This window comes from Bradyrhizobium sp. CIR48, assembly GCF_014198315.1.
Lineage (GTDB): Bacteria > Pseudomonadota > Alphaproteobacteria > Rhizobiales > Xanthobacteraceae > Bradyrhizobium.
On record NZ_JACIHG010000001.1, the window covers coordinates 603,441 to 616,770 of the forward strand.

At 64.8% G+C, this 13,330-nt stretch carries 11 protein-coding genes; 7 read left to right on the forward strand and 4 right to left on the reverse strand.

Annotated elements, in window-relative coordinates; all coding sequences use genetic code 11:
• Positions 1-26 precede the first annotated feature (26 nt).
• Positions 27-746 (forward strand): haloacid dehalogenase type II, encoded by a 720-nt coding sequence (locus GGD66_RS02965; RefSeq protein ID WP_183256836.1) that lies wholly within the window; start codon positions 27-29, stop codon positions 744-746.
• A gap of 10 nt (positions 747-756) precedes the next feature.
• Here the strand turns inward: GGD66_RS02965 and GGD66_RS02970 are convergent, their stop codons facing one another.
• On the reverse strand, positions 757-2,097 hold the full coding sequence (locus GGD66_RS02970) for a TAXI family TRAP transporter solute-binding subunit (RefSeq protein ID WP_183256837.1): 1,341 nt from the start codon (positions 2,095-2,097) through the stop codon (positions 757-759).
• Between the two features lie 132 nt (positions 2,098-2,229).
• The gene (locus tag GGD66_RS02975) at positions 2,230-2,808 is read right to left on the reverse strand and encodes a TetR/AcrR family transcriptional regulator (RefSeq protein ID WP_183256838.1); all 579 of its coding nucleotides are present in this window, start codon (positions 2,806-2,808) and stop codon (positions 2,230-2,232) included.
• A gap of 272 nt (positions 2,809-3,080) precedes the next feature.
• Here GGD66_RS02975 and GGD66_RS02980 point away from each other — a divergent pair, with 272 nt between their 5' ends.
• The gene (locus GGD66_RS02980; RefSeq protein ID WP_092258524.1) at positions 3,081-4,283 is read left to right on the forward strand and encodes an efflux RND transporter periplasmic adaptor subunit; all 1,203 of its coding nucleotides are present in this window, start codon (positions 3,081-3,083) and stop codon (positions 4,281-4,283) included.
• 5 nt (positions 4,284-4,288) lie between these two features.
• Positions 4,289-7,435: an efflux RND transporter permease subunit gene (locus GGD66_RS02985; protein WP_183256839.1), complete on the forward strand. Its 3,147-nt coding sequence runs from the start codon at positions 4,289-4,291 to the stop codon at positions 7,433-7,435.
• Between the two features lie 52 nt (positions 7,436-7,487).
• Here the strand turns inward: GGD66_RS02985 and GGD66_RS02990 are convergent, their stop codons facing one another.
• A complete protein-coding gene (locus GGD66_RS02990; protein ID WP_018323065.1) occupies positions 7,488-8,459 on the reverse strand; it encodes an MBL fold metallo-hydrolase in 972 nt (323 codons plus the stop codon).
• A gap of 224 nt (positions 8,460-8,683) precedes the next feature.
• Positions 8,684-9,349, reverse strand: coding sequence for a GntR family transcriptional regulator (locus tag GGD66_RS02995; RefSeq protein ID WP_183256840.1), 666 nt, complete (start codon positions 9,347-9,349; stop codon positions 8,684-8,686).
• Positions 9,350-9,468: 119 nt separating this feature from the next.
• Between GGD66_RS02995 and GGD66_RS03000 the strand changes: the two genes are divergently transcribed.
• The 4 genes from GGD66_RS03000 to GGD66_RS03015 all read left to right on the forward strand — a co-directional run bounded on the left by GGD66_RS03000 (position 9,469) and on the right by GGD66_RS03015 (position 13,323).
• The gene (locus GGD66_RS03000; RefSeq protein WP_183256841.1) at positions 9,469-10,263 is read left to right on the forward strand and encodes an enoyl-CoA hydratase/isomerase family protein; all 795 of its coding nucleotides are present in this window, start codon (positions 9,469-9,471) and stop codon (positions 10,261-10,263) included.
• Positions 10,264-10,273: 10 nt separating this feature from the next.
• Positions 10,274-11,533, forward strand: coding sequence for a CaiB/BaiF CoA-transferase family protein (locus GGD66_RS03005; protein ID WP_183256842.1), 1,260 nt, complete (start codon positions 10,274-10,276; stop codon positions 11,531-11,533).
• Positions 11,534-11,588: 55 nt separating this feature from the next.
• On the forward strand, positions 11,589-12,581 hold the full coding sequence (locus GGD66_RS03010) for a tripartite tricarboxylate transporter substrate binding protein (RefSeq protein WP_183256843.1): 993 nt from the start codon (positions 11,589-11,591) through the stop codon (positions 12,579-12,581).
• Between the two features lie 259 nt (positions 12,582-12,840).
• On the forward strand, positions 12,841-13,323 hold the full coding sequence (locus tag GGD66_RS03015; protein WP_183256844.1) for a tripartite tricarboxylate transporter TctB family protein: 483 nt from the start codon (positions 12,841-12,843) through the stop codon (positions 13,321-13,323).
• Positions 13,324-13,330: the final 7 nt, after the last annotated feature.

The window sequence follows — 13,330 nt, forward strand, 5'->3', positions numbered from 1 at the left end:
GACAATAAGAATAATCGGGAAGCGCCATGTCCGAACTCTCCGCCGTCAAAGCCCTGGTGTTCGACGTGTTCGGCACCGTCGTGGATTGGCGCACCAGCCTGATCTCGGACTTCATGTGGTGGAGCAGGCAGCGCGGCATCAGCGCCGACTGGACCGCTCTGGTCGATGGCTGGCGCGGCATGTACATGGCCTCGATGGACGATGTGCGGCAACATCCCGAGCGCGGCTATGTCATGCTGGATGATCTGCACCGCCGCTCGCTGGAGAAGCTGGTCGCGCAGTTTTCGATCAAAGGCCTCACCGACGCCGATCTCGATTATCTGACCAAGGGCTGGCATCGCCTCAATCCCTGGCCGGACAGCGTCGCGGGCCTGACGCGGCTGAAGTCGAAATTCGTGATCTCGCCGCTATCGAACGGCAATGTCGCATTGCTCACCAAAATGGCGAAGTTCGCCGGACTGCCGTGGGACCTCATCATGTCGGCCGAGCTGTTCGAGCACTACAAGCCCGATCCCGAGACCTATCTCGGCGCAGCAAAGCTGCTTTGCCTCAAGCCCAAGGAGGTGATGATGGTCGCCGCCCACAACGGCGATCTCGCGGCCGCCCAGAACAACGGCCTGAAGACCGCGTTCGTCGCGAGGCCGACGGAGTACGGTCCGCTCCAGAAGGTCGACTTCGAAGCCACCGGCAATTGGGACATCGTCGCCAAGGACTTTGGCGGGATCGCCGACAGGCTCGGCTGCTGACAGCGCGCTGCTACCGCGACTCGGCGGGCGCTGCAGTCAGCACGGCCCTGCGCTCGTGAATGAGGTTCTCGAGGCGGTGGGCCGCCACGTTGAGGGTGGCAGCATCCAGCGGGTTGTCGTCGCCGTCCAATCTCGCGCGCTGGCTACGAAGCACATTGTCGATCTGGTCTTCGATCGCCAGCAGGTCGGTTTCGTTTTTGGCCCCGCGGATCTGTCGGCCGAGCGTGTACAGCGCGTCGAGTGCCGGTTCGCGCGGCTGGTGTTCGCCCGACCTGAGAAACCGCCACAGCGCCGCCGCGATCGATGCAAGCGCGCCCAGCGCCATCGGCGCCAGAAAAATCACGTTGCTCCACTTGTCGAGGAAGCCTAGCTGGCTGCCATTGTAGAACTCGGCGGCGCCGGCATGCACCGGGAGATATGCGCCGGCATCGGTATCCGGCGCCTTGAACTGGGCGAGGACCGGCCATTCCGACAGGATGTCCCTGCGCGCGGCAGTGATGGCCTGCGTGAAGCTGGCGACGACGTCGTTGTCGAGGCTCTTCTTGGCGACCACATAGAAGGCGACGTGCAAGCTTGTGACGTCGTCCGCGGGAACTGGCGGGGACCCGCGCAGCGCTCCCTTGGGGATGTCGAAGCTCTCATAGGCGCGCTCCTTCTCCGCAATCGCGCCTGCATTTTCGATCGGGATCAGAATCGGCGCGGTCTTGGCAGTCTGTGAGAACAGGCGGCGTAGCAACGACAGATACCGCTCGCTGAGCGGCATGACGAAAAGCACCGTGCGCACCTCTTTCGCGTCCAGCGCGCGGCGAACGTCGTCCATCGCGATGTTCTTGAAGACGACATTGGCGCGGCCAAGGTCGTATGCGCTGGTGAGGACGCGGACCACCTTCTGGTTCGTGTCGCCGGCGACAACCCCTACCGTCGTGCGTTTCAGGCCGGCGATATCCGAAATCGCCGATCCCGGCGGAGCCACCAGCAGGGCGACGGCTTCGGTGAGCACGACGATCGCTTGCGCTTGAGAGAGATCGCCGACATCGCCGCGCACGACGGCGAGGTCGGTCTTGCCCGACGAGAACGCCGCGGCGGATTCGATGGGCCCGCCGGTCTCGACCAGCTTTAGGCGCACTGGCGCGTTGTTGACGGCAAGCCTGCTCGCGAGCGCCGAGACGATCCTGGGAGCGTCGCCATCCAAGGATCCGACTGCGATCGACAGTGTCACGGGCCGGGCGTACCAGCGATAGGCAGCGAGGCTCGCGCCGGCGGCAAGCGCTGCGATCACGATCACCACCACGAAGCGCAGCCAGCCCGGCAGCCTGGCGGCATCAATCCCCATTTTCGAGAGATCGTCCATGACGCGGCTCGCCCGAGTTTCCGTAGGCCAGCATTGTTGCCGCGAGCGGTCGGATGTTGATTTGCGTCAAGCAACGCTCGGGCTCCCTCGAACCTGTTTGGTCCGACTCCGGGGTTGCGGAGGGCCAGAATATTACGAGGCTTGCGCCTCTTCGGTTGCACAGAACGTCGCGATCGCAAGGTCGATCCGCCGGTCCAGCACGTGGCGATTGAGCTTGAATCCGGTGTCGGTCAGCAGCCTGAAATGATCGTGGCTGAACACCATGCCGAACAGCATTTCGGCGATGAGGCGGAGCGGCACAGCCTCGAAACGAGGCTCCAGGCGAACGGCCTTCAGTAGCTCGACGATATGCTCTGTGCCGCTCTCCATGATGACCTCGGCGAACATGCGCCCCAGCTCCGGCGAGGCCTGACGTTCACCGATGATCAGACGCTGCAGGGCGATCTCGCCAGGCGACAGCGCCACGTCGGCCGCCTCGCGCAGCATGTTTCGAAGTCGGATCACTGGTGATCCTTCCGAAGGGGCATCGGCGAAGTCTGCTTCCGGCAGGCTGCGCAGCAGCATGGCGCGAAACAGCTCGGTCTTGCTCTCGAACATTTTGTAGAGCGTCTTCTTCGACATTCCGGCGGCACCGGCGATGTCGTCCATCGTGGTCGCGGCAAATCCCTTGCTGGTGAAGGTGTCCTTCGCCGCCGCCAGCAGTTGCGTCATGCGAGCGTCGGGGGCGGGAAGGATGACGGCCGGCTTGGTCCGCTCCGACGGCGGAGCAATACGTCTCTGATTTCTGGATTCTCTCGCCATGGACACACCCGCCGTTGAATCTGAGCTGTTTCACGACTGCTTGAACGCCGCTGCGCAGGCAGCCTAGCACTTGACTTCGGGGAAGGAAACTATCAAGTTTCCAAATGGAAACTGAATAGTTTCCGAATGTTTCCGTGCGCGATCCTCCTCGAGGGGCCGCAACTCACCCATGGATCGTCATCATGCGCCCCCCGATCGTCCGCGCTGTTCCCTTGATTGCCCTGCTGCTTGCCGCTTGCGGGGAGCAGAACCCGCAAGCGGCATTGCCGCAGATGGTGCCGGAGGTCGGCATCATGACCCTGAAACCGCAGGAAGCGAAGATCTCGACGTTGCTGCCGGGCCGCGTCGTCGCCTATCAGGTTTCCGAGGTCCGTCCGCAGGTCACGGGCATTCTGCTCAAGCGCGACTTCGTGGAAGGCGCCGAGGTGAGGGAAGGCGACCTGCTCTATGAGATCGATCCGGTGCAGTACAAGGCGGGTCTGGCGAGCGCCGAGGCCGCGGTGCAGAGGTCGGAGGCAACGCTCGTCAGCGTCAAGCTGAAGGCTGCGCGCAAGACCCAGCTTCTGCAGACCAACGCGGCGAGCCAGCAGGACGTCGATGATGCCGTTGCCGCCTACAAGCAGGGCGAGGCCGACGTGAAGGCGGCGCAAGCCAACCGCGACACCGCCGCGATCTCGCTGGATCGCACCAAGGTCACCGCGTCGATCTCGGGCCGGATCGGCAAGTCGAGCATCACACCCGGCGCGCTGGTCACCGCGAGCCAGGCGACGGCGATGACGACGATCCAGCAGCTCGACCCTGTCTATGTCGACCTCGATCAGTCGACCTCGGAGATGGAGCGCCTGCGCAGCCAGATCGCGAGCGGAAAGCTCAAGCGTCCCGCCGAGGGCGTGCAGGTCGAGCTCCTGATGGAGAGCGGCAAGACCTACGGCCACAAGGGCAAGTACGGTTTCACCGATGCCAGCGTCAACGAGAGCACCGGCTCGGTTTCCTCGCGCGCAGTCTTCGCCAATCCCGAGCGGGCGCTGCTGCCGGGCATGTATGTGCGCGCCCGCGTCGTCGCCGGCGTCGATCCGGCTGCGATCCTCGTGCCGCAGCGCGCCGTCTCGCGCAATCCGCTGGGGCAGGCAGTGGCGATGTTCGTCGACAAGGACGGCAAGGTCGAGCAGCGGATGCTGGAGCTCGGCGAGGATGTCGGCAGCAACTGGCTGGTGCGCTCCGGCGCCAAGGCCGGCGATCGCCTGGTCGTCGAGGGCACGCAGAAGGCCCGCCCCGGGGCGCCCGTCAAGACCGTGGAGGTCGCGGTCGATCCCGCAACCGGCCTCACCGTGAATCCGACGCGGCAGGCCGATGCGCGGCCTGCAGCAGCCGCAGCCGAGCAGTAACCGTCATGTCCCATTTCTTCATCAAGCGGCCGATCTTCGCCTGGGTCATCGCCATCCTGATCATGCTGGGCGGCGTTCTCGCGATCATGCGCTTGCCGATCGCGCAATATCCGCAGATCGCGCCGACTGTGGTCACGATCACGGCGACCTATCCCGGCGCCAATGCCGAGACCGCGGAGAACTCGGTGACCAAGGTCATCGAGCAGAACATGACCGGCCTCGACTTTCTGCAATACATGTCGTCGTCGAGCACCTCGACGGGCCAAGTGCAGATCTTGCTGACCTTCACCAACGAAGCCGATGCCGACATCGCCCAGGTGCAGGTGCAGAACAAGCTGCAGCTCGCGACGCCGCTGCTGCCGCAGGTGGTGCAGCAGCAGGGCATCAAGGTCGTGAAGTCCTCGGCAAGCTTCCTGATGGTGCTCGGCTTCGTCTCCGAGGACGGCCGGCTCGCCGCCAGCGACATCGCCGATTACGTGGCGTCCTCGGTCAACGATCCCATCAGCCGCGTCGCTGGCGTCGGCCAGGTGACGTTGTTTGGCGCCGAATACGCCATGCGAATCTGGCTCGATCCCGACAAGCTGGCGAAATACAACCTCATGCCTGGGGACGTGACTGCGGCGATCCAGACTCAGAACACCCAGGTGACCGCCGGCCAGCTCGGCGGCCTGCCGTCCGTCGGCGGCCAGCAGCTCAATGCCACCATCACCTCGCAGAGCCGCCTGCAGACGGTCGAGCAGTTCAAGGACATCATCCTGCGCACGGCCACGACCGGTCAGACGGTCCGCATCGGCGACGTCGCGCGGGTCGAGCTCGGCTCGAAGTCCTATGATTCCGCCGCGCGCTACAACGGCAAGCCCGCCGCGGGCATGGGCATCAGTCTTGCGACCGGCGCCAATGCGGTCGCGACCTCGGAGGCGGTGAAGGCACGTGTCGCCCAGCTCAGCGCCGCGATGCCGGAGGGGCTCCGCGTCGTCTACCCCTACGACACCACGCCCTTCGTCAAGCTGTCGATCGAAAAGGTGATTCACACGCTGTTCGAGGCGATCGCGCTGGTCTTCGTCGTGATGTTCGTGTTCCTGCAGAGCTGGCGGGCGACCATCATCCCGACCATTGCCGTGCCGGTGGTGCTGCTCGGGACCTTCGGCGTGCTCTCGCTTGCCGGCTATTCGATCAACACGCTGACGATGTTCGCGATGGTGCTGGCGATCGGCCTCCTGGTCGACGATGCCATCGTCGTGGTCGAGAACGTCGAGCGCGTGATGGCCGAGGAGAAGCTCGGCCCGCGCGAGGCGACCGAGAAATCCATGCGCGAGATTACCGGGGCCCTGGTCGGGATCGGCGTCGTGCTCTCGGCCGTGTTCATTCCGATGGCGTTCTTCAACGGCTCGGTCGGAATCATCTACCGGCAGTTCGCGCTCACCATCGTCACGGCGATGCTGCTGTCGGTGCTCGTGGCGCTGGTGCTGACGCCGGCGCTGTGCGTCACGATCCTGAAGCCGCCGAAGCATCATGGCGCGCAGCGCGGCTTCTTCGGCCTGTTCAACCGCGGCTTCGACCGCATGGCGGACGGCTATCAGCGCACCGCGGGCGGTGCGATCAGGCGCATCGCGGGAGTGATGATCGCCTTCGCGGCGATCCTCGCCGCCATGGTCGTCCTGTTCCAGCGGCTGCCGAGCTCGTTCCTGCCCGAAGAGGACCAGGGCACGATCATGACGCTGATCCAGCTTCCGGTCGGCGCCACCTCGACGCGTACGCTCGATGTCATCAAGCAAGTCGAGCATCAATATCTCGACAACGAGAAGGACGCCGTGGACGGCGTGTTCGCAGTCAGTGGCTTCAGCTTCGCAGGGCAGGGACAGAACGTTGGCCTTGCCTTCGTCAGCCTGAAGCCGTTCGACGAGCGCAAGAGTCCTGCGGCCTCGGCGCAGGCCGTGGCCGGCCGTGCCATGGGGGCGTTCATGAAAATCCGCGACGCCATGGTGTTCGCGGTGCTGCCGCCGTCGATTCCCGGCTTCGGCAATGCCGGCGGCTTCGATCTCTATCTCCAGGACACCGGCGGCAACGGTCACGAGGCGCTGATCCAGGCGCGCAACCAGCTGCTCGGGCAGCTCGCGGCGGACAAGCGCGTGGCACAGGCCCGGCCGAACGGACAGGACGACACGCCGCAATTCAACCTCGACGTCGACCAGGCCAAGGCCACCGCGCTCGGCGTCAACCTCAGCGATCTCAACACCACGCTGTCGGCAGCGTGGGGCGGCGCCTATGTCAACGACTTCATCGACCGCGGCCGCGTCAAGCAGGTCTATGTGCAAAGCGATGCGCCGTTCCGCATGGATACCAGCGACATCGGCCGCTGGTATGTGCGCAACGCCTCGGGCTCGATGGTGCCGTTCTCGGCGGTCGCGACCGATCGCTGGAGTTTTGGTTCGCCGCGCCTCGAGCGCTACAACGGCGTCGCCGCCGTCGAGCTGCAGGGGCAGGCAGGGCAGGGCATCAGCTCGGGTGTCGCCATGCAGGCCGTGGAGGAGCAGATGGCCAAGCTGCCCAAGGGCTACGGCCATGAATGGACCGGATTGTCGTTCCAGGAACGGCTCACCGGCAGCCAGACGCTGTATCTGTATTCGATTTCGCTGCTGATCGTCTTCCTGAGCCTTGCCGCACTGTACGAGAGCTGGTCGGTCCCGTTCGCGGTGATGCTAACGGTGCCGATCGGCGTGCTCGGCGCGCTGCTCGCGGCGACGCTGTTCGATCAGGCCAACGACGTCTATTTCCAGGTCGGACTGCTCACGACGATCGGGCTGGCCTCGAAGAACGCGATCCTGATCGTCGAATTCGCGCTGGAGCAGATCGCTTCCGGCCGCAGCCTGGTCGATGCCACCCTGCACGCATCGCGCCAGCGCCTGCGCCCGATCCTGATGACGTCGCTCGCCTTCATCCTCGGCGTGCTGCCGCTGGCGGTGGCGACGGGCGCGGGCTCGGCCAGCCAGAACGCGGTCGGCATCGGCGTCGCCGGCGGCATGATCGCGGCAACCGTGCTCGGCATCTTCTTCGTGCCCGCGCTGTTCGTGCTGGTGAAGCGGATATTCCCCGGTGCCCGGGCGGACGCTGCGGCCTCAGGCGCCGGCGCGGTTGCCGAGCCCGTGGAATAGGGCGCATCAATGGTCCGGACGGCGCGCGCCGCCCGGACCTGATCGCGAGAACCTACAACGTCATCTGCATCGGCTGGGGATAATAGTGGAAGCCGTCGCCGGCCTTGGCGACATGGCCGTAGCCCGGCCAGGCGAAGTGATACGACATCACCGGGACCTTGTTTGCCGCGAGCATCGTGAGCAACTTCACCCGCGATTCCGCCGCCTGCTTCGGGTCGGTGTCGTAGGAGAATTCCATGCGCGGCCGCTCGAGCAGCAGCACGGAATGGTGCGAGAGGTCGCCGAGGAAGGCAAAGGATTTGCCGGCCGACGACACCATGAAAATGGTGTGGCCGACGGTGTGACCGGGCGCGGCGATGGCCTGGACCCCCGGCAGGAATTCCTGGCCGTCCTTGAAGAATACGATCCGGTCACGGACCGGCAGCAGGTTCTTGCGGGCGTGGACGACGAAGTCCTTGGCCGGGCTGCCGAGCTTGCCTTCGTCGGTCCAGAAGTCGAAATCGGTCTGCGAGATGTAGATCTGCGCGTTCGGAAACAGCGGCTTGCCGCCTTCGTCGACGATGCCTCCGATATGGTCGATATGGGCATGCGAGCACACCACGGCATCGATGTCCCCCGGCTTGATGCCGGCCTCGGTCATGCTCTTCTGCTGCCGGCCGGTGCTGGCGCCGAACATCTTCGATGAGCCCATGCCGGTATCGAACAGGATGAGCTTGTCGCCGGTGTTCACGATCGGGGAGTTCTGTTCGAGCACGACGTTGTCCGGCGACAGGAAATTGTCCGCCAGCATCTTCTTCACCTCTTCCTTGGGAACGCCGGTGAAGGTTCCAGAGGGATCGCCGAGCGGCAGCGGCCCGTCGGACACGACGGTGACCTCGGCATCGCCGAGAACGAAGCGGTGCCAGTAGGGCGTCTGGGTGCCGAGCTTGGGTGCCCGCGCCATCGCGCTGGTGCCGAGCATGGCGCTGGCACCAAGGCCCGCTCCGAGCGTGAGAAGGGACCGACGGGAGACATCGATTGTCATGCGTTCCTCGCTTTTGTCTTTTATTTTGCGCGATTGTTCGCGCGTTGGCACCGGCCTGATCGGCCGCGCGGCCGCTGGTCGGCAGAGAAGTATGCTGCTCCGGCCGCGACAAGCTAGCAAGTGGAATTAGTGCGCAGATTCACGCGGAGCGCGAACGAGCCGCGGCAGCGGGCCGGCCGCGTGTGGACGCGCGCTCCGCCGGCCAGGACAACCCGAATTGCGCCTTACGCAATTCTAAGCGTGAGATCGGTCCCTTCCGTCTCGGCAAAGCCCGCCTGCAACACCTCTTCGCGCTTGTGGCGGAGATGCGCGCGCAAAATGTGGGAGAGGCCGGCGCCGTCGCGGCGCTGGAGCGCGTTCAGGATGGCATCGTGCTCCTTCACGGCGAGCGCCCAGCGCTGCGGCGTCATCGGCGTGACGTAGCGCGCGCGCCGGATGCGCGCCGTTACTGATATGTAGAGCCCCGCGAGCACGGGATTTCCGGCTGCGGTGACGATGGCCTCGTGGATGGCGCGATTGCCGCGATAGTACTGGATCAGATCGCCATCGCGATAATGCAGCACCATGGCCGCATGCGCGGCGGCGATCTCGTCGATCTCGGCGTCCGTGATGCGTTCGCAGGCGAGCTCGCCGGCGAGGGCCTCTAGGCCCTGGCAGACCTCGAACAGGTCGCGCATGTCCTTGTCGGTCAGTTTTGCCGCGCGCGAGCCGCGATGCGGCAGCAGCTGCACGAGGCCCTCGGCGGCCAACACCTTGAGCGCCTCGCGCAGCGGCGTGCGCGAGATCTCAAGCCGCTCACACAGCTCGCGCTCGGGAATCCGCGCGCCCGGCGGGATTTCGCCATCGAGCAGGATGGCACGGATACGGCCGACGACTTCCTCGTGAAGCATGGGGACCAGCGCTCCAATTTGAATGCAAAACTTGGATATTCGATCGAGACTTCAAAGTTCCAGCTTGCTAATCCCGAATTTTGCATTCAAAAATGTAAAAAACAAGAGGATATGAGGAAATGGACCTGGCGGTAGAGGCAGACGACCTCGTTTTTGAATGCAAAGACGGCATCGGGCGGATCACCTTCAACCGCCCGCAGGCCCGCAACGCCTTCACCTTCGCCATGTACGAGCGGCTCGCCGCGATCTGCGAGCAGGCCAATAGCGATCATGCGATCAAGGTGCTGGTGCTGCGCGGAGCCGGCGACAAGGCCTTTGCGTCCGGCACCGACATCAATCAGTTCCGCGAGTTCAAGACGCCGCAGGATGCGATCGACTACGAGAACCGGATTGATCGCGTGCTGACCACGCTCGAGCAGTGCCGCGTGCCGACCATCGCGGCGATCAACGGCTTTTGCACCGGGGGCGGCGCCGGCATCGCCGCGGCCTGCGACCTCCGCATCGGCACGGCAAGCGCGAAGATCGGATTCCCAATTGCCCGGACGCTCGGCAATTGCCTGTCGATGTCCAATGTCAGCCGTCTTACCGCGCTGATTGGCGCTGCGCGCGTCAAGGACCTGATCTTCACCGCACGCCTCGTCGACGCCACGGAGGCTGCGAGCGTCGGGCTGCTCGGCGAGGTGGTCGAGGACATTGCCGCGCTGGACAAGCGCGCCGACGAGGTGGCCCGGCTCGTCGCCAGCCATGCGCCGCTGACGCTGAATGCGACCAAACAGGCGGTGGCCCGCCTGCAACGGCGGCTGACCCGGGACGAAGGCGAGGACCTCATCCTGATGTGCTACACGAGCCAGGATTTTCGCGAAGGGCTCGATGCTTTCCTCAACAAGCGCGCCCCGCAATGGCGCGGCCAATAGGACAGGCCCGATGCAAAGCGATCGATCGCAATCCAACTCTCGCCGTTCGGGACCGCTGGCCGGCCTTAGGGTCGTCGACCTCACCCATGTCATGGCCGGGCCGACCTGCACTCTGATGCTCGCCGACATGGGCGCCGACGTCATCAAGATCGAGAAATCGCCGAACGGCGACGATACCCGCCATTCGGTGCCGCCGAAGATCGGGGAGGAGGCGGCCTCCTTCCTGATGATGAACCGCAACAAGCGCGGCATCGTGCTGGATCTGAAGACCGAGGGCGGCAAGCAGGTGCTGCGCCGGCTGATCGCTGACGCCGACGTGCTGGTCGAGAACTTTGCGCCGGGCGCGATGGAGCGCCTCGGCTTCGGCTACGAGGCGCTGCACGCGCAATTCCCGGCGCTGATCTACTGCTCGCTGTCGGGCTTCGGCCGCACCGGTCCCTACAAGCACCGCCGCGGTTTCGATCTCGTCGCCCAGGCCATGAGCGGCATCATGAGCTTCACTGGCGAACGCCCGGATGGGCCGCCCGTCAAATGCGGCCCGCCACTGTCCGACATCACCGCCGGCCTGCTCGCCAGCATGGGCATTCTCGCGGCCTATGCGCACCGGCTCAAGACCGGCGAGGGGCAGTGGGTCGAAACCTCGCTCTATGAAGCCGCCTTGGTGCAAACCTATTGGCAGTCGACCATTGCGCTAGCCGCGGGCACAGCACCGCGCGCGATGGGCTCGGCCCATCCGCTTAATGCTCCGTATCAAGCATTTGAAGCTTCCGACGGTTGGCTCGTGGTCGGCGGCGCCAACAAGAAGCACTGGCTCTTGATGCTGGAAGCCCTTGGCGCCAGCGAACTCGCCGCCGATCCGCGCTTCGTCACCGGCGCCGAGCGCATGGCCAATCTGAAAGTGCTCGAAGCGGTGCTGAGCGAACGCTTCCGCACGAAGTCGCGGGCGCATTGGCTCGCGGCGCTGGACGAGAAGGGCGTGCCGTGCGGACCCGTGCACGACATGCTGGAGGCGCTCAGCGATCCCCAGACTCTGGCGCGCGATATGGTCGTCGAGGTCGAGCATTCCACGCTCGGCCCGGTCAAGACGATCGGTCTTCCGGTCAAGTTTTCGGAGACCCCAGGCAAAGTGCTATCGGGCGCGCCGGTCTATGGTGAGCACACAAGCGAGGTGCTGGCCGAGTACGGGTTCGACCAGAAGCAGATCGAAGCGCTCGAAAAAGAAGGCGCAATCGTCCTGGCATCGGGAAGGCGCGAGGAACGCGTCGCCTGATTGGACGTCGATAGGACAGACAACAATAAGAGACAAAAATCAGCTGGAGGAAATCATGGGTCGGACGTCGATATTTATGCTCTCCGCAGCCGCGACGATGCTTGCCGGCACGATGCCGGCGCTCAGTGCCTGGCAACCGCAAAAGCCGATCGAGTTCATCGCCACCGCCGGGCCCGGCGGCGGGACCGACAACCTGGCGCGCGCGGTGCAGAACATCATCACCAAGCACAAGCTGACGGAGCAGCCGATCGTCGTCGTCAACAAGGGCGGCGGCAGCGGCGCCGAAGGCTATGTCTATGGCAAGGCCTCCGCTGGCGATCCCTACAAGGTGATCTTCGGTACCTCGAACGCCTGGCAGCAACCGCTCGTCTCCAAGGTCGCCTTCAACTACACCGATCTCACGCCGGTAGCGGCGATGGCGCAGGACGAGTTTTTGCTCTGGGTCAAGCAGGACGCACCCTACAAGACGGCGGGCGACTATCTGAAGGCGGCCGCATCGGGCGAGTTCAAGATGGGCGGCGCCCAGTCGAAGGACACCGACGAGGTGCTGACGCGCATGATCGAGAAGGCCGGCAAGGTCAAGCTGACCTACATTCCCTTCAAGAGCGGCGCGGAGACCGCCGTGCAGCTCGCCGGCGGTCATCTCGATTCCCACGTCAACAATCCCAGCGAAAGCCTCGGGCAATGGCGCGGCGGCACGCAGCGGCCGCTCTGCGTTTTCAGCCCGAAGCGGCTGCCGCAGGGCGCCAAGGTCACCGCGACCGAAGGCTGGGGCGACGTTCCGACCTGCGTCGAGCAGGGGCTCGACATCAAGCAATATGAGCAGCCGCGCACGGTGTGGTTGCCCGGCAAGGTCACGCCGGACCAGGCCGCGTTCTATGTCGACCTCATGAAGAAGGTGCAGGCCACACCCGAGTGGAAGGACTACATCGAGAAGACGTCTCAGGTCGACACCTTCCTGACGGGCGCCGAGTTCGACAAGTTCATCAAGCAGGATCTCGAACACGTCAAACAGGTCGCGGGCGAGCAGGGCTGGCTCGTCAAGTGAGGTGGGGCCGTCGCATCAGCCTTGATGGGAGCGGGGTTTCTCCACCAACTCCGCTGTCGTCCCTGCGAAAGCAGGGACCCATACCGCGTGATCTCTCGAGGGGTGCTGGTGGTGGTACCGGCGTGGATGTGACGTCAAGTCTTCGTCAAACGTCTCCCTGGGGTTATGGGTCCCTGCGTTCGCAGGGACGACAGCGAGGGCTGGGCAAAGACGCATGCGCCACTACCGACCCTTGTCCGACGCCAGAGCGGAGCCTCCCATGATCTCACGCCGCGCCCTTGAACTTGCGACTGCCGTGCTCACCAGCGGCTTCGGGGTGTCCGTCGTCATCTCCAGCCTCGACAACGGCATTGGCTGGTCGAGCGCGGGCGTGGACGCCGGCACGTTTCCGTTCCTGACCGGCATCATCATCGTGCTCGGAAGCCTCTACAACCTGGTGCGGGGCGTGTTGCCGGTTGCGTCCCTGGCGAATGTTCCCATCGCGATCACGCCCTTCGAGCTGCGCCGGCTCGCCGGCCTGTTCGTGCCGGCCGCGATCTTCGTGGCCGCGATCCCGCTCGCCGGGATGTACGTCGCCTCGTCGCTCTATGTCTTCGCGGTGCTGGTGATCCCCAGACACCAATCCGTGCCGCGCGCGCTGGGGATGGCGGCTGCGACGGCACTCGCGCTCTACGTCGTGTTCGAGCGCATGTTCCAGGTGAGCTTGCCGCACGGCGCGCTCGCAGCCGCCCTCGGGTTCTGACGGAGGG